This window comes from Raoultella sp., assembly GCF_039594335.1.
Lineage (GTDB): Bacteria > Pseudomonadota > Gammaproteobacteria > Enterobacterales > Enterobacteriaceae > Klebsiella.
In genome coordinates this window covers 1-26,872 of record NZ_JBCNNS010000042.1, presented here as the reverse complement: position 1 = coordinate 26,872, position 26,872 = coordinate 1, and the positions used below count along the sequence as shown (strand labels likewise).

The window sequence follows — 26,872 nt, the reverse complement described above, 5'->3', positions numbered from 1 at the left end:
CCTTGTTAAAAAGGGACTAACTCAACGGTTGAATAGTCAAAGCGGTATCACCCAGACGCAGGCGGGCCGCTTTGCCATAAAATTCGGCCGGGATATTATCACTCAGCCAGTATTCCCCAGCGATGGAAACCAGTTCCGCCGTGAGGTGTGAACAAAATATCTGCGCTTCTCTGTCGCCGCCTGCGCCCGCGAGAGCACGTCCCCGCATCATTCCATAAACATGGATGTTACCATCTGCAATAAGTTCCGCACCGGCACTCACATGATTTGTAACAATGAGATCACAGTTTGGTGCATAAATGCGCTGACCGGAACGTACCGGCAGATCAATTAAACGCGTTTTTGTGATCGGATTAACAACTGGCGGCGGCGCAACCGGCTCTGGTGGCATCTGGCGGGGTATTTTTTCTTTCCCTTCCGTCAGTAAAGGAATCCCGGTGCGGTCGATTTCCGTTTTGAGCCGCGGGATTTTGCACCCACTCACGCCCATGATTCGTAAACCGGTGCTCACAATGGCTTCATGCATAGGGTGCCAGTCAACGTCGTTTTCGACGTTGCTGATATTCACAACGACCGGAGCGTGACGTAAAAAAGCGGGAGCCTGGGCGATCTTGTCTTCTAACGCCTGACGAATAACCTCGGGATTTGCGTCGTGCAAATGAACGACAGATAAGGTGAAGCTACTGCCTTTAAGTTCGATTGGCGTATTTGACATCCTGGCCTTACTCAATTTGCTGTTTATCACCCGCCGAAGTGCGGTGATATTCCGAAGACTAAAAGGCATGTTATAGTCACTCATATATTGAGGCAAGTGACCACGGGTCTAATTCCGAGTAAAACTATGTTTTGTGTGATCTATCGAAGTACTAAACGCGAGCAAACCTATTTATATGTTGAAAAAAGGGACGATTTCTCACGCGTTCCTGGCGAACTGATGGCAAACTTCGGTACGCCGCAGATGACCATGCTTTTACCGCTCGACGGACAGAAGAAGCTTGCCGGTGCCGATCTGGAAAAAGTCAAACAGTCGCTGATTGATCAGGGCTACTATCTTCAACTTCCTCCTCCGACTGAGAATCTACTGAAGAAACACCTGGCGGAACAGGGGAAAACATCTGATTAACCCACTGAGGGGAAATAATGTATCAACATCATAACTGGCAGGGAGCATTACTGGATTATCCGGTAAGTAAAGTCGTTTGCGTCGGCAGCAATTATGCAAATCACATTAAGGAAATGGGCAGTGCAATGCCGGAAGAACCGGTGCTGTTTATTAAACCTGAGACGGCGCTATGCGATATCCGCCAGCCGTTGGTACTCCCCGAAGGACTGGGTTCGGTGCATCATGAAGTCGAACTGGCGGTGTTGATTGGCGGCACGCTGCGTCAGGCGACGGAAGAACACGTACTGAAAGCGATCGCGGGCTACGGCGTGGCGCTGGATCTTACTCTGCGCGATCTGCAGAGTAAGATGAAAAAAGCCGGCCAGCCGTGGGAAAAAGCCAAGAGCTTTGATAATTCTTGCCCGGTTTCCGGTTTTATTCCGGCGGCAGAATTTCATAGCGACCTGCAAAATACCCCGCTGAGCCTGAAAGTGAACGGCAACGTTCGCCAGCAGGGAACGACGGCCGATATGATCCATAAAATCGTTCCGCTGATTGCCTATATGTCGCGTTTCTTTACGCTTAAAGCCGGTGATATCATCCTGACCGGCACGCCAGAAGGTGTCGGACCGCTGAGCAGCGGCGATGAGCTGGAAGTCGGTTTTAATGGTCTGACGTTGTCCACCCGCGTGCTTTAACGTCCTTTTGCCGCCTTTGCTGGCGGCAAAACTTGCATCAGCGTGCCAGACTGGTTATAAGGTGCACCCTGAATGGCAATGACGGATATCCCCTATGAGCGAACAACTTTTCTGGCAGCAAAAAACACTTGATGAAATGACCGACGCGGAGTGGGAATCACTGTGCGACGGCTGCGGACAGTGCTGCCTGCATAAGCTGATGGATGAGGATACGGATGAGATCTATTTCACCAACGTCGCCTGTCGTCAGTTAAATATTAAAACCTGCCAGTGCCGTAACTATGAACGACGTTTCGAGTATGAGCCGGACTGCATCAAACTGACGCGCGACAATCTGCCGACGTTCGAATGGCTGCCGCCGACCTGCGCCTATCGTCTGCTGGCGGAAGGGCAGCCTCTGCCGCACTGGCACCCGCTGCTGAGCGGCTCGAAAGCGGCGATGCACGGCGAACGCATCTCCGTACGCCATATTGCGGTAAAAGAAGAGACGGTGCGCGACTGGCAGGATCACATTTTAAATAAGCCCGACTGGGCGCAGTGAGACATGGAAATGAAAGGGGAAGGTGGTTACTGATTTTGTCTCTGGGGCATGGATGGGGTAAACCTCCTCAATTTGCAGTGAGAATTGCCATTTGTTTACTGTTGTTATCAGCTATCCATTTGCCGTCAACGTTGTAAACCATCTGTGCAGATTTGTGCCCCCTCGGTGAGGCGATGAAACTGGGGTTACCCGCCGACAGAAACGCCTATTCTCCCTCACCAGGTCAGTTTCCCGCCTGGTGCAAATCGGAAAACGTCGCTGCTGCCGAGCCCCGTCCGTGGAAATCAAATGCCCTGCATTGGATGGTCATCTCCCGGTACCAAAATGGACTGCCTCTCCCCGGGAGACGGTTCTGCGCTATCGTTTGAGCACAGGAGAAACGTATGGACGCACCTCGATTTACACCTGAATTTAGAGAAGAAGCCATCCGGTGAATAATGGAAATCGGCTATTCCGTCGCTAAGGTCTCCGATTGGCCGGGTGTTTCTTCGCGCAGTCTCTACAAGTGGAAACCGGAGAACAGCCGAGCAGTATGCCTGAGCATCGACATCAGCTAGTGAGCTCAGGCTTTCGATGACGTCTATTTACTCACCCTTTTCCAGACGCATGTCGGCAAAGATCGGTAGCAGGCGACGATCCTCGTCTGAAGGTCTTTTGCTGCCATTCCGCCATATTTATCCTTCACGGTGTTTTCTGGCTAACGAAATGATGGTCTCGCGACAGGCATCCTTGACGGAATGTCCGCATCCACGGATTAAAGAACGGCGATGGTTTGGTGTTCAGTGAATCGGATCTTATACGTAGCTAACGTCCAGGGAACAAAAAAGTAATGCCTGAAGATCTCTAAAAGCGAATGGTGGGTTTTATTGAGATACTTACCACTGCAGTTCTTACCGACCAGATACCAGATATTTTCCTGCGATAAAAATAGATTAAAAACGGATCATTGCAATGAGTCAGATTAAAAAACGTTTCATTTTTAATTTACTTTCAATTAGTAACTGAAAACGATGTTTTCAGTTTTACTTTGACATTTCTTGTCGTTAAATAAAAACATGCATGACACCTTGAAATTTTCTTCATTATGTTTTTCATCATCGTTTAATGGCAAGGTGCTTTTTATTTTTAAATTAATGATAATTTTCCCATGACTGCCAAGATTCAACTCAACATTGCTTAAGTTGTTGCCATTTTTTATAAAGGAAGATAATGGCTGAGGGGATATAAAAGAGCACCCCCCTTCAGATACATCACTTAAGTAGTATTTGTAAGTCGTACCATTTTTGTGGCGGCCAGAGCAATAGAAATCGGTATTAAAATTTACCTGCATTCTATAAGGTATTCTGCGCTGCAGCACGCTGATAGTATCAGGAATAAAAAACATGGTCCCTCCGCGCTATCAAAAAAAAGGTTATTTGTAGTAAACGCTATTTTACCTGCTGGGCTGTAAATAATAAAAAAATAACCAGGCTCTGCCGATAACAGAGATGGAGATAATGGTAAATTTAGATAAAAAATTGAGCCGTCAAGCCTTTTGAAGGTCGTTTGCCAGCTTTCTCCATTGCAATGTAAATATACTTTGGATTGAATTCTGAGTTCCTCTCTCAGAATAGCGATGATTTCGTATTTGGCATTTTTAGAAATCCCTTCTGACATATTATCATTCTGACAATGCGGTAAGACAATTTTCTTTATCATATTTTTTATGCTTTAATGATATATGCTATTAAAAATCATGGTTTCATCCTGTATTATTTTTCAAATAAATAGAGGAATACGATTAATGCGGCGTTGAATTATATCGTTTATAGCCAGAGTAAAATAAGAATAAAGTACAATATGATATCCTTACTATTCATGTAGTATGTATCTCATTAAAATAAGTCGTTCTCGCTGAGAAACCGTCTAACATGCTCATGCTACCAACGAAGGAAATCCGCATGCGTAAAGTTTTATTCGTTCTCAAACCCGTTGTGGTCGCACTGGCATGAAATTACAAATGTGGCAGCTTGCAGACCACTTAGTTGATTGTCAGAAATCATCCTGATGACCAGGCGATTGCGCTGCTTTCTTTGCGAACCAGATTGTCCACGGGTCTTTCTCGACGATCGGCCCGGAACCTTCAATGTGTTGTTCGATATGATGAATAAGTTGGCCGAGTTCATCATCATTCAGATAATGCAGAATGGATCGACCCGTACGCATCCGCAAGTCCTGCGCCAACTGTTCGAAATGCTGATAGATTCGCCGTGTCTCCCAGATGGTCACGGATGTCATACCGGTAAAACCTGCAGTTTTTAGCGCATCACATACCCGTTGATTTTCCGGCCTGCGCTGAATCTCTATTTCGGTGAGTCGGGGGAAAAGCTCAAAAAAGTAACCCCTGATGTGCTCTTTCGAGCCAGGGGTCTGCACATCCTCTGGCGTCCGGTCCTGTATGATCACACTGCCTCCGGGGGAGAGAACACGGAACGCTTCAGAAAAGCAGTCGTTCAGTTCAGGGAGGTGGTGAATCAGTGCGCGCTCAAAAACGATGTCCACGCTTTCCGCGGCCAGTCCGGTATGCTCTGCCGTGCCTTGCCGGAAAGAGACATTAAGGGCGTTGTGGCGGTTTTCATTTGCTGCTGTGATCATTTGCTCAGAGAAGTCGATACCGACCACTTCTGCCGCCCCCAGCCTTGCCCAGGCTGCGGAGTAAATTCCCCCACCACAGCCGATGTCAGCTATCCTCAGGCCCTGAGGGGATATCAACTGAACAATGGTTTTCGTCCAGTCTTGATGAGCCGTCCTTCCTGTATAGGTGTATTTATTTTTCTCTGAATGGAAGTCAATATTCATATTTCCACCTCCTTCGTGGTATGAGATGGAAATAGGGTAAAGGGTAATTGATAAGCTGTAAAATATATTAAAAATTCTATTTTAATACTAAAAAAGTATCATAATAAAAATCTGCTCAGTCCATACATTCTTCAGCACGGTTTGAGTCCTCGCGCTCTGGCTAAGCTTACCAGTCGACCGAGTGGCGAATCTGAAGGTGTTTCACGGTAAGCAAGCGTAAGAGGTGTGGTAAACGCATGAGCGCCAGCCAGCGGCCGGTATACCACGTCTCTGTTCAGAATGCATTTCAGAGTCTGGGGCAATAAGGACACCCCTTTTCCGGCAGCAACAAGGGTCACTGCTGAGAGCAGACGAGGAACTTCTTCAGTCACGTTCAATTCAAACCCGGCGGACCGGCACGCTGCCAGCAATCGGTCCTGCACACCGGGTCCATCGGCCTGGCGGTATAGTATAAAGGGCTGCTCGCGGAGCATATCCATACTGATTGGTCCTGCCGCACTCGCCATCGGATGATCCGAAGGAAAAGCCGCGACCATGGGCTCTTCATCCAGCAAAACCGAGAGTAATGAGGGATAGCGCGTGACCGTCGATCGCACGAAGACGGCGTCGAGTTTCTGCTCCCTGACGGCTTCCAGCAATGTTCGCGTATTGTTCTCCGTTACATTCAGAGTAATAAGGGGATAATGCGTGCTGAAGGCTTTCAGAAGCGCAGGTACCGCTTCGTGCATTGCGGCTGAGCTTGTGTAACCCACGGCGATACGGCCAAGCTCTCCCCGTGCACTTTTCCTGACATGCAGCACAGCTTCATCAGCCTGTGCCAGCAACTGGCGTGCTTTGACCAGAAACACTGCCCCGGCTGTATTCAGTTTGATCCGGCGTGGTGCGCGCTCAAACAATTCAACACCAAGTTCAGTTTCCAGGTCACGTATTTGCTGACTCAGTGGGGGTTGCTGGATACCGAGACGTTGAGCCGCACGGGTCATATGCTCTTCTTCTGCAACAGCAACGAAATATCTCAGGTGGCGAAGTTCCAAGGCAACCTCTTCCAGGTATAAGAAAATATCATCATACAACTAATTATATATTTTACGTACCTTTAGTCCACCAATATCATACGGCATAAATTTAAGCCATGGGATTGTTGGATACAAAACGCTTTAATCTCCTGTTTCGACAATAGAATAAAAATATATTCATAATACTGGATGAAGAATTATGAACTGTCATTAAATTTTAGTCATTGATGCTCGCCATGCCTGGAAAAGTTTGAACATTATCGGTCGCCACTCAAATAATATGACAAGGTGATTTTGTGGAGTTTTATTTATTAATGTGCTGCGGGCTGAATTCATTTTAGTGTCAATGGCTGCTACTGAAAAAACATTCTAGCAGAATGTAGGGGAGTAGCAGCGCTTTATTTCAATGGCCGGGACGCTTAAGACACGGAATATCGGCGGATATAAATCTGAAGATGGCGAGGCGGGACGGGAGTGGGCACAACTCTGGCGCTCAAAACATTAGGCGAGACAGATGAAACCATAAAAAAAGGTTTTGTGGCATCGAATGAGTATCTCCAGCCTGACCGGAATAACCCCGATTCCACGGTCTATCAGCGCGTTAAATCTACAAGCCTCTTTATTCAATCCCCACAGAATAAGCAATTTAGGAAATTTGCAGCGGTGAACGGAACGCCCCCGATAAAATACGCAATGCTGTCGTAATGGAAGGGGATATGCTGGACAAATTATTTTACGGAATCGATGTACACTATGGTTCTTTCGATGCATTTCTGGAAACAGAAGTGGGTGGAAGGCCAGCAGAAATTGCCATCCTCCACCAGAAATTTACGCGTCCTGAATATCATTAACGGTTTTCTGTCTTCAATTTCTGGCGGTTCTCGGGACGGGGGGTGTTATAACCTTAATCCGGCGTCGGGTCACGCCCGAGGCCAGGGAACGGTTAAGCCAGTCTCCTGGCGTGGCAGCATCGGTGGTTCTCATCATTGCCACTGCTTCAGCCTCCGGCATCGGGCGCAAACCCTTCGCATCGATATCGGTTGAGGAACCCGATTTGGGGGACTGCACAACTTTAAGCGGAATACCGGCGTACAGCATGTGCATAGCCTAAGAGTGATGAAACGTGTGCGCAGTGACCGGCACAGAGAATGCCACTCTGTCGGGTCGCGGTGGTCTCAACCGCTTCGCCCAACCGGGTGCGCTCGAGCCTGGCTGCGGATCACCGTTCTGGACAGCAATCATTCCCCCGGCTTTAGGTTCCTGTTCAGACCTGCGTGAACACATTCTGGCAGAACGGTGCATTCGCGCTCTTTTGCGGGCGACGCCTGAAGAGAATGACGATGCGCGATCCCCGGTGGTATTGTTTTTGTACCTGCAACGTCATGGGGCGATCGCCAGCAAAGGTGGAAAAGACTATGTTAAGGGTGGCTACACGGTATTTGAGCAGGTACTACAGGCTATCGCGGTAAAAAACTGGCGGCATTTGAGTTTCGTCTCAGCCAGATGTCACAGAAGGAGTGAAAGGGGTGGTGATCAACCGTGTTAGCGGCACTGGCGAAGAACAACAATTCATGGAGTCTAAGCGATGAGTGTTATCACGACGGCCGCGCTGCAACGTCGACGCGGAGCAGATGTTCTGCTGGAAACCTTATCCAGCGAAGGGGTGGAGTACATTTTCGGCAATCCAGGTACTACCGAATTACCGTTGATTGACGCCCTGTTACGCAATCCGGCACTAAAATATATTCTTGCCCTGCAGGAGGCCAGTGCTGTAGCAATGGCGGATGGCTATGCGCAGGCATCGGGAAAACCGGGGTTCCTTAATCTGCATACGGCGGGGGGGCTGGGGCATGGAATGGGCAACCTGCTTAACGCGAAGGTCTCACAAACGCCGCTGGTCGTGACTGCCGGGCAACAAGATACGCGTCACGCTATCAGCGATCCGCTTTTGTATGACGATCTGATCAGCATCGCGGCCCCTGCGGTGAAATGGGCGGAAAACGTCTCTAATGCGGCCCAGCTGCCGGTGCTGATTCGGCGGGCATTTCACGACGCGAATGCCGCCCCAGGCGGACCGGTATTTCTCGCGCTACCCATGGACATTATGGATGAAGTCTGCGATGTAGCGATTGGCGAACCCTCGCAGATCGATCGACGAGCGACAGGCGGCTCGCTGCCGTATCTCGCGAAGCTCCTGGCAGAATATCAACCCGGTAAAGTGGCTCTGATTGCCGGTGATGAGATTTATAGTAGTCACGCTTCAGCAGAGACTCAGCAGGTTGCTGAGCTCCTGGGCGCGCATGTTTACGGTTCATCCTGGCCTTCGCGCATCCCTTTTCCGACATCACACCCTCTGTGGCGTGGCAATATGCCCACCACGGCGCGCGGCATCGCAGAGATCCTGCAAAACTATCAGGCAATTTTTGCTTTAGGCGGGAAGTCGTTAATTACTATCCTCTACAGTGAAGGCCCGGCCGTGCCGGACAATTGCGCGGTGTACCAACTTTCTGCCGACGTGAATGATCTCGGGCGATCTTATGCGACGCGGCTCTCGGTAGTGGGAGATATCAAGGTATCGCTCAACGCGATGTTGCCGATGCTGGAGAGCGCCACGGCCGCGCAGCGCGAACGATACAACGATCTGATTGTACGCGCGCGGGATGAGAAGCAGTGGGCGCGCGAAGCGCTGGAGAAAGAGGTGCAGGCGAAGTTCGGACTACCGACGATCGCTCCGCTGGTGGCCGCCCATGAGGCGGTGCGTGCGATTGGCCCGGATGTCGCGATTGTGGATGAAGCATTATGCGTTTCCTCGCTGGTGCGCCAATTTCTCTCCAGCGATCAGGCCGGCCAGTACGGTTTTATGCGCGGCGGGGCTTTAGGCTGGGGAATGCCGGCTGCTATTGGCTACTGCCTTGGGCGTGGTCGTCAACCGGTGGTGTGTCTGGTTGGCGATGGTGCCGCCATGTACTCACCGCAGGCGATGTGGAGCGCGGCGCATGAAAACCTTCCGGTTACCTTTGTGGTGATGAATAATCAGGAATACAACATCCTGAAAAATTTTATGCGCAGCCAGCAGCACTATACCTCCGCGCAGACGAATACTTTTGTCGCCATGGATATCACCCAGCCGAAGATCGATTACCAGGCGCTGGCGATCTCCATGGGGTTAACAACACAGTGCATTCGCCGTGCTGCGGATATTGCGCCGGCCATTGAGGCCTCTATTGCCAGCGGAAAACCCGGGTTGATTGAGATTATGGTCAGCACCAGCTAACTCGCTCAGAATGGGGGGACGTCAGCAACGGCCGTCGCGGTGTGACGATTTTTTTGAAAGAGGCATTACGCGCAAAATAGCGGCCCAGGAACTTGCCGATAGCTATTGGATTGTCCCCTGTTTTTCACACATTTTTTATCACTTAAGCCCTTACGGGTTCGCCGCCGCAGATATTCCCGTGGCGTCGGATGCCATTTGTAGTCATGTTCGAAGACCTCCGTATGGTTCTTTACTGCTGTTAACCTGTTTGTTGGTTTTCGGCATGATACTGATGAAGAACATTGCTGACATCGCGGTATGTTAATCAATGGGGAGCCGGTCAATCTATTGCTGAACGATCCAGCCGTCCCCGGAGCACACAATGTGTCCTGGTCTCCAGCCGATTGTTTACAAGAGCAATATTCGCGGCTTGATGACCTTAACTGCTTTGCTGGCAAACGACCTCCAGATTGCGACCATCTATTTCTGTTGTCCGTGAAATTCGCGCTGCGCAAGCTGCACGGTGAGCGTTTCGATACGCTCGGCCATTTGCCGGGTCAGTTCCGTCAACTGCGTATTTTGTTTCAGCAATTCCAACAGTTGTACTGATTGCTCCTCCGCGAGCATCTGGCGCTTCGTCATCGCGTCATCCAGATCTTCGCGGTGTTGCGCATCCGCCAGCGCATGCGCCTGATCGCGTTCGGCCTGTCGGGTTTGCGCCAACAGGATCAGCGGAGCTGCATAAGCAGCCTGTATACTGAACGCCAGATTAAGTAAAATAAAAGGATAGGGGTCAAACTTCACGGCGCCAGTAACGTTCAGAACAATCCACACGATCACCGCGATAGTCTGTCCAATCAGAAATGTCGGCGTACCAAAAAAACGCGCGAAGGCTTCTGCTTTTAACGCAAACCATTCGTCGCCAAAAGTATGCGTTATACCCTTCAAGGGGTGATATAAACGAAATTTTTTATCTGTATGCATATTAAAAACTATCCTGTTGGGGAGATTTACCGGACCGCCAAAATTTTTGACATCAGTGGGAGCTGAAGCCCTATCGTACGAGAAAATACGCTAAGTATGTTATACGTTAGCTGTCGTGACGGCATATCGCACATTGACTCACTTACGGTTGCACTGGTATCAGTGGCCTGTCAGGCTGCCGAGGACGTGAGCCTTGAAGCTGTGTATTCAATTTTGACGACGAACAATATGCAGAGTTCATCGATATGCTCGATGCCCCGGTCGAGGATGATCTCGTTCCTTATAAACTATTGGCAAGGAAACCTCAGTGAGACGTGTAGCGGCGCCAGAGTCGTTATCCCGCTCCCACCAACTGGCTGAGTTCGTCAGTGGAAAGGCGGTGCCCGATGAATACAAGAGCGAACACGTTACTTGAAGCTTCCACGATAGATTGCGGAAGCGGAATGGTCGGTCAGCTTTGTTGGTAACCAGGTTGTCTTGTATGACAACACGTCGTTAGGTCGTGCGATGCAGGAGACGAATAGCCAGACGCTCTGTGCCAATACCCGTTCGGCTAAAGTACAGGTTGGACGCGCCCGGTTAATGCATCTGGATTGCCTGGTAATACGGCATCGCATCTGGCGCATTTCTGGAAATCGACGTTTTGCGCTATCCGGATGGGCGACAAGAACCCCGACTAACAGGGCGGTTTCCCTACGCCATAGGGATATTTCTCAATCTCCGGCGCCGCATTCTGCATATACGATTGCTTGCACTATCGCGGCTGTCGAATTTATCTAAAGCTCCACTGTGCCGTAATGACAAATACTGAGGGTATGATAAGGCCAACATCCATCCCAAAATAAGAAGTAAAATTATACTGAAACCCATGATATATATAGGGAGAAAAACCTATTCCTGTCACTTTCTTAAAATCATGGTATGAGCCATGATCGCCGCAATCACTGAAAGCATCAAAGAAAAATTCACCGACATATCCATATATCCCTTTGAAAACCCAGCCGTTATCCCATTCAGCCCAATCTCTTCTAATGCCTGCAGCCAGACATCTGTCATTAAAGCTGTTTTTCATTGTGCCTAGCACAAAACTATTTTTTGAATCATCCGAAAATTTTCGTTCAACGGAGATAAAGTTATTTTCAAAATTCTCAGTATACTGCCCGTGATTGTGCGTTAAATGATAAACGTATGAGCCCGTATTTATTGAGTACAGGTTTATTTCATCTGCAACACAATGCCATGTAACCAAATATAAACTTCCGCACCACAGCCATGTAGAATATCGTTTCCGGATATCCTGTTTATATCGCACACTCTCCATACTCCCTCACATTGACTAAGGTACTGAAAATTATGACAGCTTATCCTTGGTTTTTAGCTGTGTAAATTTTAGCATACTTCGGCACACCCGACAGATGCACGATACTGGATGTGGTGGTGAGATGAGTTTACAACATCATGAATCAGCACAGGTTTAACCGACAGGACTGAGCAGACATTTCCTGTCCTCACGGTGAGGCCTGTTCAAAGGCCTCCGGGCTGGCACCACCGAGATGACCGGATCAGGCTTTCTGCGCGTGAAACTGCCCGTGTTCTCCCAGGCTCTCTTCTTCAACGCAGAAGTTGATATTGAACTGCGCATCATCGCTCATCTCGATACGATGCCAGTACTGTGGCGGGCTGGAGGCAAACTGGCCGGCGTTAATCACTACTTTAACTTCCGGCTTGGTTGCCTGCTCATCGGCAAAGCCATAATAGGTAACGGTTCCTTCCATCACGCAAGCTGGGCGAAAACGCAGGCGGCGGTATTGTGATGGCTGAGCAGAGCGGCGGGAACGTTCTGTTTAGTGAAGAACGGGGTGGAGCGTTTAACTTTCTAGTGAGCAGGAATACGCAGGTGAGACATCGTCAGATCCTGAGTGGGTATAACATAAGATGGGTTTAATATGCGTTTTATGTAGCGATGTCGTCAATCAACAGGCAAAAAAACGCCCCCTGAAGGAGCGTTTTTATTCTCACCCACTTAGCGGCCGAAAAGATCGCGCTTTTTAGGCTTGAAAGGCTGAGCAATCAGCACCAACAGCGCCACGAGCAGATAGGCGGCGAAGATCCCCACCAGCCACTGTGGCATCTCCAGCGTCAGAAACTGCCACTGACGAACGGAGCAGTCGCCGCTGGCGACGAACATCTGCGGGATCCATTTATCCAGCGGCAGCCACGTCGGAAAATGAGCAGCGAAATCACAGGTCTGGAACGGGGAAGGGTGCAACTGAATCATGGTGTGTTCCCATGCCAGTTGCAGTCCGCGCAACGCGCTGTACAGCCAGATCACCAGCGCCACATAGCGCAACGGCGTTTTTGGCGCGATGGCCCCGACAATACCGGCGCCCATAATGCCTAGTAATGCACAACGTTCATAAATACACATCACACAGGGTTGCAGCAACATCACGTGCTGGAACCACAGCGCGACTAATTCAAGGATAAAAGCGGTTAACGCCATCAGGAGCCAGGCTCCGCGTCCCCTTGAGCACTGGTTTAAATATCGCAACATAGTCATTTCCCTGGAACATGCTAAATCATGGCAGTGTAAACGAAAACCGCACCGACGCCAGCAGCAAGCCCGAAAATATTACGTAAAAGAATATTGATTCTCCGCCGGTGAGGGACGGAGAGTCTCCCTGGCATTTAATGAAGCAGAGGCGTCACGATCCACGGGCGATCGAGCATCCACTGAGTTACAGGCATCAATGTCGATTCAACACACAGCTGCCCTACACACCATACGACCGTAGGAGAGGCGAATCAGCGGCGCCAGCGCAGAGGTCAGCAGAAACAGAAACGCTGCCTGGCCGTGACTGGAGGACAAACTGAATCACCGGCGCAAACAGATGCTGGTCGATGATCACCGCCACTATGGTGAAAAATACGGCCAGCGGGGTCATGAACGGCAGTGCTTCGGTAAAGGCTTTACCAATGGTGTGTTCATCGGTGACGCAGGAAAAGGTCGTAGCCAGAATAATCACCGACTGGCCAATCAGCCCCACTTCGGCGAAGTGCATCGCCAGCGCGGTCACCAGCCAGATGCCGATAATCTCCTGAGCAATCAACCGCAGACGATCCTGACGGCTGCGCTGCTGGCGGCTGCGATCGTCGAACGCCCGAAACACCTTGCGTACCGCTGGCGGCAGCGGCTCGCCGTAGCCGAACCGTTTGGTTTTCTCTTCCCGTCAAATTAATGACATCATTTTACGCAAAACTATTCGCAAGGTTACCAGTCGAGCAAAACGGGAAGCAACTGACTTAGCCTCGCATTCCCGCAATGGCGGGGTAACGAAAAGTTGAAAATGAAACGATGATCCCCTTTTAATTACTTCCTGGCGCTATCTGCTCTATAATGGCTCTGGTATGATGAGTGGAATTTGCAACGCTGTGTAATGGAAATCTAACTATGGTCATTAAGGCGCAAAGCCCTGCGGGTTTCGCGGAAGAGTATATCATTGAGAGTATCTGGAATAATCGTTTTCCCCCAGGCACCATCCTTCCCGCCGAACGTGAACTTTCTGAACTCATTGGTGTAACCCGTACTACCTTACGCGAAGTGTTGCAACGTCTGGCTCGTGACGGTTGGTTGACGATTCAACACGGCAAACCGACAAAGGTGAATAATTTCTGGGAAACGTCCGGGCTGAATATTCTCGAAACTCTGGCGCGTCTTGATCATGACAGCGTTCCGCAACTGATCGATAACCTGCTGTCGGTACGTACCAACATCTCGACCATCTTCATCCGTACTGCGTTCCGCCAGCATCCCGATAATGCGCTGGAAGTGCTTGCCAGCGCACGGGAAGTCGAAGATCACGCCGACGCGTTTGCCGAGCTGGATTACAACATTTTCCGCGGCCTGGCATTCGCCTCCGGTAACCCGATTTATGGCCTGATCCTTAACGGAATGAAAGGGCTGTACACCCGCATTGGGCGTCACTATTTCGCCAACCCGGAAGCGCGCAGCCTGGCGTTGGGCTTTTATCATCAATTGACGAAAGTGTGCGAAGAAGGGCTGCACGAGAAGGTTTACGAGATTGTCCGTCGCTACGGTCATGACAGCGGCGAGATCTGGCACCGGATGCAGAAAGCCATGCCGGGTGAATTAGTCATTGGTATGCGTTAAGGCATACCGACGCGATAAAAATGCCCGGCAAGATGTCGGGCATTTTTTCATCGTTTTACAGCGGGTTCTGGCGCGGCGGGGTGCGCTCCAGCAGTTCGATACTGCCATCGGCATTTTGTTGTTCCAGCAGGATATCAAACCCCCACAGACGATGTACGTGCTTGAGCACTTCCCGACGCCCTTTATCCAGCGGGACGCGGTTGTGTGGTACATAGCGTAGCGTCAGAGAACGGTCGCCGCGCAGATCGACGCTCCACACCTGAATATTCGGTTCGAGGTTGCTGAGATTGTACTGGGCGGACAGCTTCGAGCGGATCTCCCGATACCCCTCCTCGTTATGGATAGCGGAGATCTCCAGGTAGTTATTATGATCGTCATCCAGCACCGTAAAGAAGCGGAAATCACGCATGACCTTCGGCGACAGGAACTGGCTGATAAAACTCTCATCTTTAAAATCACGCATCGCGAAATGCAGCGTTTCCAGCCAGTCAGAGCCGGCGATATCCGGGAACCAGTAGCGATCCTCTTCGGTCGGCGACTGGCATATACGCTTAATGTCCTGGAACATGGCGAAGCCCAGGGCGTACGGGTTAATCCCGTTATACCACTGGCTGTTATAGGGCGGCTGGAACACCACGTTGGTGTGGCTGTGCAGAAACTCCAGCATAAAGCGCTCCGTCACTTTTCCTTCGTCATAAAGATGATTGAGGATTGTGTAATGCCAGAAGGTGGCCCACCCCTCGTTCATCACCTGGGTCTGTTTTTGCGGATAAAAATACTGGCTGACCTTGCGTACAATACGCAGTATTTCGCGCTGCCACGGTTCCAGCAGCGGCGCGTTCTTCTCCATAAAGTACAGCAGGTTCTCCTGCGGCTCTGAAGGGTAGCGGCGGGCAGACTCAATGGTTTTCTCTTCTTCCCGCTTCGGCAGGGTGCGCCACAGCATATTCACCTGGCTTTGCAGATACTCTTCCCGGCTTTTCTGCCGCGCTTTCTCCTCCTGCAACGAGATTTTTTGCGGGCGTTTGTAGCGATCGACGCCGTAGTTCATCAGGGCATGACAGGAGTCGAGGAGCTTCTCAACCTCATCCACCCCGTAGCGCTCTTCGCAGTCGGTAATGTATTTACGGGCGAAAATAAGATAATCAATGATTGAGCTGGCGTCGGTCCAGCTGCGGAACAGATAGTTGTTTTTGAAAAAAGAGTTGTGACCGTAGCAGGCATGGGCCATCACCAGCGCCTGCATGGTTATGGTGTTCTCCTCCATCAGATAGGCGATGCAGGGATTGGAGTTAATCACAATCTCATAGGCCAGTCCCTGCTGACCGTGCTTATATGCCTGCTCGGTTTCGATAAACTTCTTACCGAACGACCAGTGCGGGTAGTTGATAGGCATGCCGACGCTGGAGTAGGCGTCCATCATCTGCTCGGAAGTAATGACTTCAATCTGGTGCGGATAGGTATCGAGACGGTACAGCTTCGCTACCCGGTCAACCTCGGCAAGGTAGGTTTCCAGCAGTTCAAAAGTCCAGTCGGGTCCATCGCTTAAACGAGTGGTGTCCCTGTTCATGGAATCAATCGTAGCCATTAGCGCGCCCTCATTGTAGGTGGCTCTCTCTGTACGGAAAGCCTCTTATCAATCATAGAACAGAGGATGACAAACTGTCGCCCTCCGACAATTTCTTTTCTTCGCGATTTCGCAATCTTAAAGGCCTTATCAATCCAATATTGCAGAATATTATTCTGAGTAAAAATGAAGCGCAGCAGGAGATAGTAAATCTATAGGGTCAGTTGTGGTGCGGTGTGCTGTGAGTAAAGTCACCATAAATAAAGCGTATGTTGAATAATATTTTCAACTGAGTTATCAATTTGTAATTAGATGATTGTTCTTTAACTATTACGGAGTCGCTATGCGAGTCGTCATTCTGGGAAGTGGGGTGGTTGGGGTTGCAAGTGCATGGTATTTAAGCCAGGCGGGGCACGAGGTGACGGTTATCGATCGTCAACCCGGGGCGGCGGAAGAGACCAGCGCCGCTAATGCCGGACAGATATCTCCGGGCTATGCTGCGCCGTGGGCGGCACCGGGGGTGCCGCTGAAGGCCATCAAATGGATGTTCCAGCGTCACGCGCCGTTGGCTATCGGTCTTGACGGAACGCAGTTCCAGCTGAAATGGATGTGGCAAATGCTGCGCAACTGTAACACCCGCCATTATATGGAGAACAAAGGGCGGATGGTGCGTCTGGCGGAATACAGCCGCGACTGCCTGAAAGCGCTGCGTGAGAGCACCGGGATCCAGTATGAGGGCCGTCAGGGCGGCACATTGCAGCTGTTCCGAACCGAAAAGCAGTATGAAAACGCTACCCGCGACATTGCCGTGCTGGAAGATGCCGGCGTTCCATACCAGCTTCTGGAAGCGAAACGTCTGCTGGAAGTGGAGCCCGCGCTGGCCGAGGTCAGCCACAAGCTGACCGGCGGTCTGCGTCTGCCCAATGATGAAACCGGCGATTGCCAACTGTTTACCACGCGTCTGGCGGCCATGGCGGCGGAGGCGGGCGTCACCTTCCGCTTTAATACCTCGGTGGATGCGCTACTGTATGAAGGCGAACAGATTGCCGGTGTGAAATGCGGCGCTGAAATAATCAAAGGCGATGCCTATGTGATGGCCTTTGGTTCTTACTCTACCGCGATGCTGAAAGGGTTGGTGGACATTCCGGTCTATCCGCTGAAGGGGTATTCGCTGACCATTCCGATTGCCGAGGAGGACGGCGCGCCGGTTTCGACTATTCTTGATGAAACTTACAAAATCGCCATTACCCGCTTTGACCAGCGCATTCGCGTGGGCGGAATGGCGGAAATCGTCGGTTTTAATAAAGATCTGCTGAAGCCGCGTCGGGAAACGCTGGAGATGGTGGTCCGTGATCTGTTCCCGCGCGGTGGCCATGTCGAGCAGGCAACCTTCTGGACCGGGCTGCGTCCGATGACGCCGGACGGCACGCCGGTGGTGGGCCGCACGCCGTATAAGAATTTGTGGCTGAACACCGGGCATGGCACGCTGGGCTGGACGATGGCCTGCGGTTCCGGGCAGTTGCTCAGTGATTTGATCTCAGGCTGTACACCGGCCATTCCGTACGATGATCTGGCCGTCGCGCGCTATAGCCCCGGCTTTACTCCGGCACGCGCTCAGCATCTGCACGGCGTTCATAACTAAGGAGTCTTCATGTCCCGTCCTGTACTGGCCAGTATTGATTTGCCGGCCTTGCGGCAGAATTTGCAGATTGTCCGGCGGGCGGCGCCCGCCTCGCGCCTGTGGGCGGTGGTGAAAGCCAACGCCTATGGTCACGGCCTGTCGCGTGTCTGGAGCGCGCTGAGCGGCGCAGATGGCTTCGCGATGCTCAACCTTGAAGAGGCTATTCTGCTCCGCGAGCACGGCTGGAAAGGGCCGATTCTGATGCTCGAAGGGTTCTTCCACGCCGATGAGCTGGCGCTGTTTGATAAATACCGCCTGACCACCAGCGTACACAGCAACTGGCAGATTAAGGCGCTTCAGCAGGCGAAGCTCCATGCGCCGCTGGATATTTATGTCAAGGTCAACAGCGGTATGAATCGTCTCGGCTTTATGCCGGATCGCATCCATACCGTCTGGCAACAGTTGCGGGCGCTGAACAACGTCAGCGAAATGACGCTGATGTCGCATTTTGCCGATGCGGAAAACCCGCAGGGTATTATTGAGCCGATGCGCCGTATCGAGCAGGCGGCGGAAGGGCTGGATTGCTCGCGTTCGCTCGCTAACTCGGCGGCGACGCTGTGGCATCCTGAAGCCCATTTCGACTGGGTGAGACCGGGTATTGTACTGTATGGCGCATCGCCTTCCGGCCAATGGCAGGATGTCGCCAATAGCGGCCTCAAGCCAGTGATGACGCTCAGCAGCGAAATCATCGCCGTGCAGAATCTGAAGGCAGGCGAAGTGGTTGGCTACGGTGGGCGGTATCGGGCGTCCGGCGAGCAGCGTATCGGAATTGTGGCCTGCGGTTACGCCGACGGCTATCCGCGCGTGGCACCGGACGGTACGCCGGTGCTGGTTGACGGCGTACGGACCAGCACGGTGGGCCGGGTTTCAATGGATATGCTGGCGGTCGATCTCACGCCTTGCCCACAGGCTGGGATTGGTGCGCCGGTCGAGCTGTGGGGCAAGGAGATCAAAATTGATGATGTCGCCAGCGCCTGCGGCACCGTCGGCTATGAGCTGATGTGCGCGCTGGCGCCCCGCGTTCCGGTAGTGAGCGGGTAATTTCTTCCGTAAGCGGCGCCATTCTCCGTGCTTGTGAGCCAGAATTTCAGTCAATGACTGGAATTCTGGCTTTCCGCTAACAGCCGTCAAAGCAAACCGATGTGGTCGTCAGCCTGGGGACATCCCCACCAGTAAGATCTCTGCGGCGCCGGTACGCTTCGCATCCTCATAACTGCACACGTCGGTTCACCCCCCGAAGGCCTGCCAGCAATACCGCGTGTCGCTTGATAGCCACCTGGCTCCTTGATTCGATTCCGTTGCCTGCTACGATCGGCTTAGCGCAGGCTTCCTGCATGACATGCGTGGATGGCCCGAGCGGTCGGGTGACATGGCATACGCCAGACCCCAGACCCCAGACCCCAGACCCCAGACCCAGAGATGTTGTGCTCCACCGACAGAGTCATCAAACATCGAGACGCTGTCAGACAAATTTAGCAATACCGATACCTCCCCTACCGATAGTGGTCCCACGGTGAATGCAGACAGTCAACATCAGCGACCGACAACTTCTGGAAACAATGTCCATCACATGACTACAATGCACCAGCGAGACAACGGTCGTCATGTACAGAAAACCAAACGGACAGTGATATGCCAATGATAAGTTTTACCCGCCCCCTGATTAAAGCTGGTGTGAAAGTGGCCTCGCTGGCGAAAAAAATAGCGATTGCTCTGCTTATCGTTGTTACCGTTTTTATTGCCGGGCGTATTTACGAAACGCAGCGTGGGCCTGCACTGCATCCGTGGCATACCTGGTCTGCTGATGAGATGTCGATGGCGGAGATTGACCACACGACCTTCGCTGGCTATCTGGCGCGAGAAGAGGCGATTTTTCATGAGATGAGAATTCAGCTGACCAATACCCTTCATGATGATGAAAAAACGCCGCTTAATCGTTTTTATGCCCAAAGTCAGGTCTACCCGGCACAATTTCAACCTGACTGGAATCGTTCCTTTGTGCTGCTGCCCGAGGGGACGCCGCGCGGCGCTGCGGTGTTGCTTCATGGGTTGACGGACTCGCCGTACAGCGTGCGCTATCTGGCAAAAGCCTACCAGCAACAGGGATTCATTGCCGTAGTGCCGAGGTTGCCGGGGCACGGTACTGCGCCGGGTTCGCTGACCACCGTTGATTGGCAGCAGTGGATGGCGACAACGCGACTGGCGGTACGCGAAGCCACCCGACTGGCCGGGACGAACGTCCCGCTACATGTTATCGGCTATTCCAACGGCGGCGCGCTGGCACTGAAATATGCGCTCGACGCGCTGGATGATAACGCCTTACCGAAACCGCAGCAGATAGTCCTGCTGTCGCCGATGATCGGGGTGACGGCGTTTGCCCGTTTTGCTGGACTGACGGGGCTACCGGCGGTGTTTCCTGCTTTTGCGCGGGCGGCATGGCTTAACGTGGTGCCTGAATTTAATCCTTATAAATACAATTCATTTCCGGTGAAGGCAGCCCGACAGTCGTGGCTGTTAACTCAGGCGTTGCAGGAGAAAATTGTCCAGGACTCCCGCAGCCAGCGGCTTGCTGCGCTTGCCCCGGTGTTGACTTTTCAGTCGGTGATGGACTCCACTGTCAGCACCAGGGCCGTAGTGGATTCGCTGTATCGCTATTTGCCGGAAAACGGCAGTGAGCTGGTGATTTTTGATATCAACCAGGCGGCGAATTTGCGTGCCTTGTTTCGACCTGCGGTCTACTCTGCGCTCAACACGCTATTGCCGCCAGCACCGCGCCGCTATCGCACAACGGTGATTACCAATGCCTCGCCCACAACGTACGATACTGTCGCGCGAACCACGCCTGCAGGGGAGAAAGAGGAGCAAGTGACGCGGCTAAACATCGCGTGGCCACAGGATATGTATTCGCTCTCGCACGTCGCGGTCCCCTTTCCGATGAACGATTCTCTGTACGGCCGTGAGCCGACGGAGAAGAACCTGTACGGCATAAGTATCGGAACCATTTCGCTACGCGGAGAGACCTCAACCCTCAGCGTCGGTCTGGACACGCTAATGCGCGTAACCTCCAACCCATTCTTCCCATTTATGATGGACCGTATTCAGCAACATATTGACGGTGCTTTCTCGTCTTCGCCTGAAACGGGATTATGATTATAATGCACAGGCGATCCGTTTATTTTCCGGGCTGTGCAGACCAATAATTCCATCCGCGTTGTGGGGATGCCTCAATCCAGAAATGGGATCGCTTGTCGCGCTGAGGTCTTGCTTTATATCCCTGTCATCAGAGGCGCGGATGACCAGCAAACAGGCGCCTGCGACATTGGCAAAGCGTATTTATCATTCCCGGACTGAATGATTACCGGTGATTTTTTTAAGGAAAAAACTATGCAATATTGTCGGCGGGTAGTGTGGGGTAGCCTGATTATTTTCGCCACGGCGGTACAGGCTGGAGACCATGTCTACGGCGAACAGCGCATCAGCGGCTGGTGGGACTGGCTCAAAAATGATGTTTCGCAAACCTGGAATCAACCGCAAAATTATGACCTGTATCTGCCGTTTCTCAGCTGGCACAACCGGTTAACCTACGATAAAGAGAAAACGGACAACTACAATGAGATGCCCTGGGGCGGCGGCTTTGGCGTCTCTCGCTATCACGATGATGGCGACTGGAGTTCACTGTATGCCATGATGTTTAAGGATTCGCATAACAAGTGGCAGCCGATAGTCGGCTACGGCTGGGAGAAGGGCTGGTATCTGGATAGCCGCCAGGATTTCCGCCTCGGCCTCGGCGTGACCGCCGGGATCACCGCCCGTGATGATTTCGCGAATTACGTACCCTTACCGATTATTCTGCCCTTATTTTCCGCAAGCTATCGGCGACTTAGCGTACAGTTCACCTATATTCCTGGCACCTACAATAACGGTAACGTCCTGTTTGCCTGGCTGCGCTATGGCTTTTAAACCCGGAGCCAGGCAGACCGTCGGTGAATTAAAGGGTGATCACTTTTTTAGCGACGGAGTGGGATAACGCCAGCATTGAAATCAATACCGAGACCAAAAACGTCAGGGCAATCAGCATTAATTTTGTGGTCAGCGAACCGATTGGGATCAGGGTGCTCAGGAGATGAAAAATGGAGTAATGGAGGATATAAACCCCGGTCATTGTTTTGCTGATTGCCGCCAGAATACTCTCTTTAAACTCGCTGTTTTTACGGAAACGGACGCCGTTGGCCGCGATAACCAGCGCGACAACCAGAATATAAATTTGCGAACCAGTGAGAATGAACGCATTTCTGTCGGCCTTGAACAGGGTGAAAAAGAAATGGCGCTCATAAAACCAGGTGAAAAGATAAATAAAGGGGATGGCAAACATTGCGGCTTTGACCACGTTATCGCGATTAAGCCAGCGCACGACCAGCGGGTCATTAAACAACTGGCCGGTTAAATAGAACAACAGCCAGGTCCACAGACGATATTGCGGCGCCAGAGTTAACGCATGAACGTTGGGATACAGCACCGACAGCAGGTCGTAACCATAGGAGAAAAGCAGTAACACAAACACCACGCTAAAGAAGATCCTTCTTCGCAGGCTTAGCCACTCGATTAGCGGGTGGAAGGTATAAATCACAATAAAGGCGAAGACAAACCATGGCTGGATAAGATAGCCGCGCTGGTAGGGCTCCCAGAGGTAGTAAATCGTCATCCAGAAAAGAAAGACGATCACCACGCTTTTAATTTTCCCCATCTGCCAGCTCGCGCTATGTCGGGACTGAGCATCAAGATAGCCCGCCACCACAAAAAACAGTGGCGTGGCGATGGTCGAGATAAAGGTCAGAAAACCGAGGATCCAATGATAGTCGTAATCATACCGATCCCAGGTGTTGTAGATAGTAAAGAAGGTGACCGCCGTCATGCATCCCAGCGTTTTAATAATATTTAACCCGGTGGTGTTCATTGTGGTTGCTGCCTATCCTTAGGGTGGAAACAGGCGTAAATTACCGGAAGAACCAGTAGCGTCAGAATGGTCGCAAAACCCAGCCCGAACATGATAACAACCGCCATACTCTGGAAGAATACGTCCAACAGCAGCGGCGCCAGGCCGAGCACGGTGGTAAAGGCCGTGAGCAGTATAGGGCGTAAGCGCGAGGTTGCCGCATAGATAATCGCCTCGTGCTGCGGCTTTTGCTGTTTTTGTTGTTCAATTTCTTCAACCAGCACGATGCCGTTACGGATAAGCATTCCGCTCAGGCTGAGCAAACCGATAAGCGCCATAAAGCCGAAAGGAATGCCGGTCATTAAAAAGCCCGGCGTCACGCCGATCAGCGCCAGCGGCACGGTCAGCCAGATGGCAATGGCATTTTTCAGCGAGCTGAACATCAGCACGGTGATGACAAACATCACCAGATAACCTATTGGCAGGGTGGTGAACAGTCCCTGCTGCGCTTCGCTGGAGTTCTCCGCATCGCCCCCCCACTCAATACTGTAACCGTGCGGCAGGCTAAGCGCGTTAATCTGCGGCTGGACCCGCGCGAGAATATCGCTTGGGGTTTGATTGCTCAGCGGGTCGGGGTCGGTCATCACCGTGAGTACGCGACTGCGGTCGCGGCGGAGAATTAACGGGTCTTCCCATTCGAGGTTAAAGCCGCTGACGACGTTGCTCAGCGGAATGTACTGCTGACGGCTTTGGCTCCACACCAGCACGTTTTGCAGATGGTTAGCATCCTGACGTTCGGCGTTCGGCGGGCGCACCACGACCGGCAACAGATCGGCGCCTTCGCGGTACAGTCCGGCGCGGCTGCCGGTGAAGTTCATCTGCAGCGCACTGTCGATATCCTGTTTATCCACGCCCAGCTCGCGGCCCAGGGTGGGTGAATACTGCGGGCGGATCGTTTTACTGCGGTTTTGCCAGTCGTTACGCACGCTGCCGACGGCCGGATCCGCCGTGAGGATCGTACTTACCTGGCTGGCTATCAACCGCAATCTGTCAGGATCGGGACCTTTAATACGCACCTCGATTGCGCTGTCGCCGGACGGACCAAACATCACCCGCTTGCTGCTGGCGTTCACCTGCGGATAGTGACGGGCAATATAGGCATCCACGTGGCGAGTGAGGGCGTCAATGCTGCGCTGGTCGTCCATGCGAACCATGATCTGCGCATAGTTGCTGTACTGCCGCTGGCCGCTGTAGGTGAGGATAAAACGCATGCTGCCCTGACCGACGGTCGCCACGGTGGTGACTACGCCAGGCTGGCCGTTAATCGCGGTTTCGATATCGCTGGCCATTTTTTCCGTGGAGGCAATATCGGTGCCGTAGGGCAGCCATAGATCAACAAAGAAGATAGGCGTATTGGATGAGGGGAAAAAGTTCTGCCGTACCGATCCGAATCCCCAGACTGCGCCGACCAGCAGCGCTGCCATCACCGCAAGGGTGACGGTTTTTTGCCGCAACAGGGTGTTGAGGATCCGCTGATAGCTGCGGTAAAAGCGTCCGCGGTAAGGATCGGCCTCAACGGCCGGCGTCGGGGATACCGCGCCCTTAAACAGCCACCATTTGATCAGCACCGGAGTAATGGTGAGTGCCGAGAACCAGCTGAGCATCAGGGAGATGAGCAGCACCTGGAACAGCGATTTACAATACTCCCCCGTCGAGTCCTGCGACAGGCCGATGGGCGCGAAGGCGAGGATCGCAATCACCGTTGCCCCCAGCAGGGGCAGGGCGGAACGGCGGATAACATAGTTGATGGCGGTCAGCAGCGTTGACCCCTGCTGACGGGCAATCAGCACCCCTTCGACAATCACGATGGCATTATCGACCAGCATGCTAAGGGCGATAATGAGCGCCCCCAGCGAGATCCTCTGTAGCTCAATCCCCCACAGGTACATAATCAGCAGTGTACCCAGGACGTTAAGGGCCAGTGAGAACGCAATAATAATCCCGCTGCGCACGCCCATAAAGATCAGCAGAACGCCGACAACAATGGCCAGCGCCATTAAGAAATTAGTGATAAAGCCGTTAACCGAGTGGCCAACTTCAGCCGCCTGATCGTAGAACAGGTCGAGGTGAATCCCGGCGGGTTTTTCCGCCGACATTTGCGCCAGCTTCGCCTCCAGCGCGTGACCCACATCGATGACGTTAACGCCGGGAATGAACGAAACGCCCATGGTCACCGCCTGGCGGCCGTTGGCGTGATAGATGCTGGACGGGGATTCGCTCAACCCGCGTGAGATCGTCGCAATATCCCGCAGCCGGGTCGCTGCCCCCGTACCGTGCGGGTTGATCGGCAGGTCGCTCAGTTCGTCGATATTCTCAAATTCCCCCGTTGGATGCAGGCGAATAGACTCACTACCGGATTTAATCTCCCCGGCGCTGGAAACGACGTTCAGGCGACTGAGAAGAGCGGAAAGCTGATTAAGGGTAATGCCGCGGGCGGCCATTTTGGGTAAGGAGATATCAATATTAATCTGCTGGGGGATTGCGCCGCCGATGGCGACCTTGCCCACGCCGGGCACCAGTACCAGCTCCCGACGCAACTGCTCGGCATACCTCACCAGCTCTGGATTGGTAAAACTGTCGCCGGAAATGGCAAAGAAAAAGCCAAACACGTCGCCGAAATCATCGTTCACGAAGGGGGTAACCACACCCGGAGGGAAAAGACGGGCCGCGTCGCCCACCCTGCGCCGCAGCTCATCCCAAATTTGCGGCAGCTCATTGGAGTGGTAATTCGAGGCGATGTTAACGGTAATCTGCGAGAGGCCGTTGGACGAAATAGAGCTGACGTTATCCAGATAGGGCAGTTGTTGCAGGGCATTTTCCAGCGGAAGGGTGACCTCTTCTTCGACCTGTTGCGCCGATGCGCCTGGATAGTGGGTAATGACCACCGCCGTTTTAATGGTAAAAGCCGGATCTTCCAGACGGCCGATATTGAGCAGGGCGAAAATACCGCCAATGCCCAACAGCAGAATGGTTAACCAGACACGAACGGGATTATTAATAAACTGGCGAGAGATATCCATTAAAGTCCTCGTTCACGCGTCCAGATTCGAACCGGCTGCTGGGCATGCAGTTCGCTTACGCCCGCTGCTACAACGCGCTCGCCGGCGCTGAGTCCATCGGTAATGATCACCCCCTGGGTTGTGACCTGCCCGACACTCACTTTGCGATCTTCAAGATGCAACTGTTCGCCATCTCCTTTAATCACCCATACGTGCGGCTCATTGCGCGGATGATTATCGGGATTGAACACCGCCTCAACCGGCACCACCAGCGCCTCGCGACCCGCATTGGCGGGCAGATTGGCCAGATTCACCGTCACGGTCCCGCTGACGCCACCCACCGCAGGGAAATCAGCCGGGCGCGGCATGGTCAAAATCACCTGCCACGTAAGGGTATGATTGTCGCTGCTGCCGGAATGCTCTTTGTACTGGGCAGTAAACTGGCGATCCGGCAGGGCGTTGATTTTCACTATCGGGCGATACTGCGCGTTGCGAATATCAAAGGCAGTAAACAGGTTTTCCGGGATGCTAAAGACCACGTCAAGGAGATCGTTACGCGTCAGGGTAACCACGGTCTGCCCGGCGGCGACCACCTGGTGATTGCGCACCGGCACGCTGGCCGCGACTCCACTAAACGGCGCGTTTAACGTCATCTGGTCAAGTTCTTCACGGGCAATTTTCAGCGCGGCATTTGCCGAGTCGCGGCTGGCGCGCTGGATGTCCATTTCTGCTTTTGAAATAGCCTGGCGACCGGCGAGGGTCTGAAAGCGGTCGAACTGCCGCTGCGCGAGCGTGGCGGCGGTTTGTCGTTCATTGAAACGCTGTTGGGCTTCCCGCGCGTTGAGGCGGGCGAGTACCTGTCCTTGCGTAATGTTCGCCCCCTGGCGAACGTCGATCGATTCCACCAGGCCGCCGCGTTTAAAAGAGAGATCCGTCGAGTCCCCGGATTCAATGCGTGCGGGGAAAACACGCTGCTGTGAATCCCCTACCGCGGTGACCTCAGCGGCTTTCACCATCCGCGGCAACGGC

General features: G+C 52.5%; 22 protein-coding genes and 7 pseudogenes. 13 read left to right on the top strand and 16 right to left on the bottom strand.

The annotated features are described in order from the left end of the window. Nucleotides 1-16: 16 nt before the first annotated feature. The gene (minC, locus tag ACZAHD_RS09910) at nt 17-715 is read right to left on the bottom strand and encodes a septum site-determining protein MinC (RefSeq protein WP_462456615.1); all 699 of its coding nucleotides are present in this window, start codon (nt 713-715) and stop codon (nt 17-19) included. Nucleotides 716-841: 126 nt separating this feature from the next. Here minC and ACZAHD_RS09905 point away from each other — a divergent pair, with 126 nt between their 5' ends. From ACZAHD_RS09905 to ACZAHD_RS09885, 5 genes and pseudogenes are all read left to right on the top strand, one after another. Then, nucleotides 842-1,123: a YcgL domain-containing protein gene (locus ACZAHD_RS09905; protein ID WP_462456614.1), complete on the top strand. Its 282-nt coding sequence runs from the start codon at nt 842-844 to the stop codon at nt 1,121-1,123. Between the two features lie 17 nt (nt 1,124-1,140). Next, nucleotides 1,141-1,800 carry a fumarylacetoacetate hydrolase family protein gene (locus ACZAHD_RS09900; RefSeq protein ID WP_462456606.1) on the top strand — a complete coding sequence of 220 codons (660 nt, stop codon included), beginning with the start codon at nt 1,141-1,143 and terminating at the stop codon, nt 1,798-1,800. Nucleotides 1,801-1,894: 94 nt separating this feature from the next. After that, entirely contained in the window at nt 1,895-2,341 is a 447-nt protein-coding gene (locus tag ACZAHD_RS09895) for a YcgN family cysteine cluster protein (RefSeq protein WP_434640252.1), read from the top strand. Nucleotides 2,342-2,525: 184 nt separating this feature from the next. Further along, nucleotides 2,526-2,667: pseudogene (locus tag ACZAHD_RS09890) on the top strand (replication protein P); the annotation flags it as partial. Nucleotides 2,668-2,724: 57 nt separating this feature from the next. Then, nucleotides 2,725-2,865, top strand: a pseudogene (locus ACZAHD_RS09885) (transposase); the annotation flags it as partial. Between the two features lie 470 nt (nt 2,866-3,335). Here ACZAHD_RS09885 and ACZAHD_RS09880 read toward each other — a convergent pair. The 4 genes from ACZAHD_RS09880 to ACZAHD_RS09865 form a co-directional block, all read right to left on the bottom strand. Further along, the gene (locus ACZAHD_RS09880; RefSeq protein WP_462456605.1) at nt 3,336-3,725 is read right to left on the bottom strand and encodes a PilZ domain-containing protein; all 390 of its coding nucleotides are present in this window, start codon (nt 3,723-3,725) and stop codon (nt 3,336-3,338) included. Beyond that, nucleotides 3,662-3,997, bottom strand: coding sequence for a hypothetical protein (locus ACZAHD_RS09875; RefSeq protein WP_462456604.1), 336 nt, complete (start codon nt 3,995-3,997; stop codon nt 3,662-3,664). Before ACZAHD_RS09875 ends, ACZAHD_RS09880 begins: the two co-directional genes overlap by 64 nt. A 375-nt stretch (nt 3,998-4,372) precedes the next feature. Next, the gene (locus ACZAHD_RS09870) at nt 4,373-5,179 is read right to left on the bottom strand and encodes a class I SAM-dependent methyltransferase (protein WP_462456603.1); all 807 of its coding nucleotides are present in this window, start codon (nt 5,177-5,179) and stop codon (nt 4,373-4,375) included. A gap of 131 nt (nt 5,180-5,310) precedes the next feature. After that, on the bottom strand, nt 5,311-6,252 hold the full coding sequence (locus ACZAHD_RS09865; protein ID WP_462456602.1) for a LysR family transcriptional regulator: 942 nt from the start codon (nt 6,250-6,252) through the stop codon (nt 5,311-5,313). Between the two features lie 659 nt (nt 6,253-6,911). Between ACZAHD_RS09865 and ACZAHD_RS09860 the strand changes: the two genes are divergently transcribed. Continuing rightward, nucleotides 6,912-7,046: a hypothetical protein gene (locus ACZAHD_RS09860; RefSeq protein WP_462456601.1), complete on the top strand. Its 135-nt coding sequence runs from the start codon at nt 6,912-6,914 to the stop codon at nt 7,044-7,046. 127 nt (nt 7,047-7,173) lie between these two features. On the opposite strand, the pseudogene ACZAHD_RS09855 reads toward ACZAHD_RS09860, so the two are convergent. After that, a pseudogene (locus tag ACZAHD_RS09855) lies at nt 7,174-7,405 on the bottom strand (phage integrase family protein); the annotation flags it as partial. Between the two features lie 375 nt (nt 7,406-7,780). Between ACZAHD_RS09855 and ACZAHD_RS09850 the strand changes: the two are divergent. Continuing rightward, nucleotides 7,781-9,469 carry a thiamine pyrophosphate-binding protein gene (locus ACZAHD_RS09850; protein WP_462456600.1) on the top strand — a complete coding sequence of 563 codons (1,689 nt, stop codon included), beginning with the start codon at nt 7,781-7,783 and terminating at the stop codon, nt 9,467-9,469. Nucleotides 9,470-9,534: 65 nt separating this feature from the next. Here the strand turns inward: ACZAHD_RS09850 and ACZAHD_RS09845 are convergent. Both ACZAHD_RS09845 and ACZAHD_RS09840 read right to left on the bottom strand, forming a co-directional pair. Continuing rightward, a pseudogene (locus tag ACZAHD_RS09845) lies at nt 9,535-9,745 on the bottom strand (hypothetical protein); the annotation flags it as partial. Nucleotides 9,746-9,928: 183 nt separating this feature from the next. Next, nucleotides 9,929-10,432: a DUF1003 domain-containing protein gene (locus tag ACZAHD_RS09840; RefSeq protein WP_462456599.1), complete on the bottom strand. Its 504-nt coding sequence runs from the start codon at nt 10,430-10,432 to the stop codon at nt 9,929-9,931. A 165-nt stretch (nt 10,433-10,597) separates the two neighbouring features. On the opposite strand from ACZAHD_RS09840, the pseudogene ACZAHD_RS09835 reads away from it, so the two are divergent. After that, nucleotides 10,598-10,743 (top strand): annotated as a pseudogene (locus tag ACZAHD_RS09835) (type II toxin -antitoxin system TacA 1-like antitoxin); the annotation flags it as partial. Nucleotides 10,744-11,204: 461 nt separating this feature from the next. Here the strand turns inward: ACZAHD_RS09835 and ACZAHD_RS09830 are convergent. The 4 genes and pseudogenes from ACZAHD_RS09830 to nhaB form a co-directional block, all read right to left on the bottom strand. Continuing rightward, nucleotides 11,205-11,753: a hypothetical protein gene (locus tag ACZAHD_RS09830; protein ID WP_462456598.1), complete on the bottom strand. Its 549-nt coding sequence runs from the start codon at nt 11,751-11,753 to the stop codon at nt 11,205-11,207. A 241-nt stretch (nt 11,754-11,994) separates the two neighbouring features. Then, a pseudogene (locus tag ACZAHD_RS09825) lies at nt 11,995-12,338 on the bottom strand (TehB-like domain-containing protein). A gap of 117 nt (nt 12,339-12,455) precedes the next feature. Then, nucleotides 12,456-12,986: a disulfide bond formation protein DsbB gene (gene dsbB / locus ACZAHD_RS09820; RefSeq protein WP_462456597.1), complete on the bottom strand. Its 531-nt coding sequence runs from the start codon at nt 12,984-12,986 to the stop codon at nt 12,456-12,458. Between the two features lie 134 nt (nt 12,987-13,120). After that, a pseudogene (gene nhaB, locus ACZAHD_RS09815) lies at nt 13,121-13,656 on the bottom strand (sodium/proton antiporter); the annotation flags it as partial. Nucleotides 13,657-13,883: 227 nt separating this feature from the next. Here nhaB and fadR point away from each other — a divergent pair. Then, nucleotides 13,884-14,603 carry a fatty acid metabolism transcriptional regulator FadR gene (gene fadR, locus ACZAHD_RS09810; RefSeq protein WP_462456596.1) on the top strand — a complete coding sequence of 240 codons (720 nt, stop codon included), beginning with the start codon at nt 13,884-13,886 and terminating at the stop codon, nt 14,601-14,603. Nucleotides 14,604-14,658: 55 nt separating this feature from the next. Here fadR and ACZAHD_RS09805 read toward each other — a convergent pair whose 3' ends face one another. Further along, nucleotides 14,659-16,191 carry a SpoVR family protein gene (locus ACZAHD_RS09805; RefSeq protein WP_462456595.1) on the bottom strand — a complete coding sequence of 511 codons (1,533 nt, stop codon included), beginning with the start codon at nt 16,189-16,191 and terminating at the stop codon, nt 14,659-14,661. Between the two features lie 322 nt (nt 16,192-16,513). Here ACZAHD_RS09805 and ACZAHD_RS09800 point away from each other — a divergent pair, with 322 nt between their 5' ends. From ACZAHD_RS09800 to pagP, 4 genes are all read left to right on the top strand, one after another. Further along, nucleotides 16,514-17,812, top strand: a complete 1,299-nt coding sequence (locus tag ACZAHD_RS09800; RefSeq protein WP_462456594.1) for a D-amino acid dehydrogenase — start codon at nt 16,514-16,516, stop codon at nt 17,810-17,812. Nucleotides 17,813-17,821: 9 nt separating this feature from the next. Continuing rightward, nucleotides 17,822-18,892 (top strand): catabolic alanine racemase DadX, encoded by a 1,071-nt coding sequence (dadX, locus tag ACZAHD_RS09795; protein WP_462456593.1) that lies wholly within the window; start codon nt 17,822-17,824, stop codon nt 18,890-18,892. A gap of 591 nt (nt 18,893-19,483) precedes the next feature. Beyond that, nucleotides 19,484-21,001, top strand: a complete 1,518-nt coding sequence (locus ACZAHD_RS09790; protein ID WP_462456592.1) for an alpha/beta hydrolase — start codon at nt 19,484-19,486, stop codon at nt 20,999-21,001. 234 nt (nt 21,002-21,235) lie between these two features. Next, a complete protein-coding gene (gene pagP / locus ACZAHD_RS09785; protein WP_462456591.1) occupies nt 21,236-21,811 on the top strand; it encodes a lipid IV(A) palmitoyltransferase PagP in 576 nt (191 codons plus the stop codon). 28 nt (nt 21,812-21,839) lie between these two features. Here the strand turns inward: pagP and ACZAHD_RS09780 are convergent, their stop codons facing one another. The 3 genes from ACZAHD_RS09780 to ACZAHD_RS09770 form a co-directional block, all read right to left on the bottom strand. After that, a complete protein-coding gene (locus ACZAHD_RS09780) occupies nt 21,840-22,763 on the bottom strand; it encodes an acyltransferase (protein WP_462456613.1) in 924 nt (307 codons plus the stop codon). A gap of 38 nt (nt 22,764-22,801) precedes the next feature. Then, the gene (locus ACZAHD_RS09775) at nt 22,802-25,864 is read right to left on the bottom strand and encodes an efflux RND transporter permease subunit (RefSeq protein WP_462456590.1); all 3,063 of its coding nucleotides are present in this window, start codon (nt 25,862-25,864) and stop codon (nt 22,802-22,804) included. Then, nucleotides 25,864-26,872: efflux RND transporter periplasmic adaptor subunit (locus tag ACZAHD_RS09770; RefSeq protein ID WP_462456589.1), on the bottom strand; the 1,009-nt coding region annotated here is incomplete at its 5' end. The genes ACZAHD_RS09770 and ACZAHD_RS09775, both read right to left, overlap by 1 nt.

What these genes read in the sequence shown, in the direction of transcription:
- minC (WP_462456615.1), bottom strand. Translation starts at nt 715, where the DNA reads ATGTCAAATACGCCAATCGAACTTAAAGGCAGTAGCTTCACCTTATCT.
- ACZAHD_RS09905 (WP_462456614.1), top strand. Translation starts at nt 842, where the DNA reads ATGTTTTGTGTGATCTATCGAAGTACTAAACGCGAGCAAACCTATTTA.
- ACZAHD_RS09900 (WP_462456606.1), top strand. Translation starts at nt 1,141, where the DNA reads ATGTATCAACATCATAACTGGCAGGGAGCATTACTGGATTATCCGGTA.
- ACZAHD_RS09895 (WP_434640252.1), top strand. Translation starts at nt 1,895, where the DNA reads ATGAGCGAACAACTTTTCTGGCAGCAAAAAACACTTGATGAAATGACC.
- ACZAHD_RS09880 (WP_462456605.1), bottom strand. Translation starts at nt 3,725, where the DNA reads ATGTTTTTTATTCCTGATACTATCAGCGTGCTGCAGCGCAGAATACCT.
- ACZAHD_RS09875 (WP_462456604.1), bottom strand. Translation starts at nt 3,997, where the DNA reads ATGTCAGAAGGGATTTCTAAAAATGCCAAATACGAAATCATCGCTATT.
- ACZAHD_RS09870 (WP_462456603.1), bottom strand. Translation starts at nt 5,179, where the DNA reads ATGAATATTGACTTCCATTCAGAGAAAAATAAATACACCTATACAGGA.
- ACZAHD_RS09860 (WP_462456601.1), top strand. Translation starts at nt 6,912, where the DNA reads ATGCTGGACAAATTATTTTACGGAATCGATGTACACTATGGTTCTTTC.
- ACZAHD_RS09850 (WP_462456600.1), top strand. Translation starts at nt 7,781, where the DNA reads ATGAGTGTTATCACGACGGCCGCGCTGCAACGTCGACGCGGAGCAGAT.
- ACZAHD_RS09840 (WP_462456599.1), bottom strand. Translation starts at nt 10,432, where the DNA reads ATGCATACAGATAAAAAATTTCGTTTATATCACCCCTTGAAGGGTATA.
- ACZAHD_RS09830 (WP_462456598.1), bottom strand. Translation starts at nt 11,753, where the DNA reads ATGGAGAGTGTGCGATATAAACAGGATATCCGGAAACGATATTCTACA.
- dsbB (WP_462456597.1), bottom strand. Translation starts at nt 12,986, where the DNA reads ATGTTGCGATATTTAAACCAGTGCTCAAGGGGACGCGGAGCCTGGCTC.
- fadR (WP_462456596.1), top strand. Translation starts at nt 13,884, where the DNA reads ATGGTCATTAAGGCGCAAAGCCCTGCGGGTTTCGCGGAAGAGTATATC.
- ACZAHD_RS09805 (WP_462456595.1), bottom strand. Translation starts at nt 16,191, where the DNA reads ATGGCTACGATTGATTCCATGAACAGGGACACCACTCGTTTAAGCGAT.
- ACZAHD_RS09800 (WP_462456594.1), top strand. Translation starts at nt 16,514, where the DNA reads ATGCGAGTCGTCATTCTGGGAAGTGGGGTGGTTGGGGTTGCAAGTGCA.
- dadX (WP_462456593.1), top strand. Translation starts at nt 17,822, where the DNA reads ATGTCCCGTCCTGTACTGGCCAGTATTGATTTGCCGGCCTTGCGGCAG.
- ACZAHD_RS09790 (WP_462456592.1), top strand. Translation starts at nt 19,484, where the DNA reads ATGCCAATGATAAGTTTTACCCGCCCCCTGATTAAAGCTGGTGTGAAA.
- pagP (WP_462456591.1), top strand. Translation starts at nt 21,236, where the DNA reads ATGCAATATTGTCGGCGGGTAGTGTGGGGTAGCCTGATTATTTTCGCC.
- ACZAHD_RS09780 (WP_462456613.1), bottom strand. Translation starts at nt 22,763, where the DNA reads ATGACGGCGGTCACCTTCTTTACTATCTACAACACCTGGGATCGGTAT.
- ACZAHD_RS09775 (WP_462456590.1), bottom strand. Translation starts at nt 25,864, where the DNA reads ATGGATATCTCTCGCCAGTTTATTAATAATCCCGTTCGTGTCTGGTTA.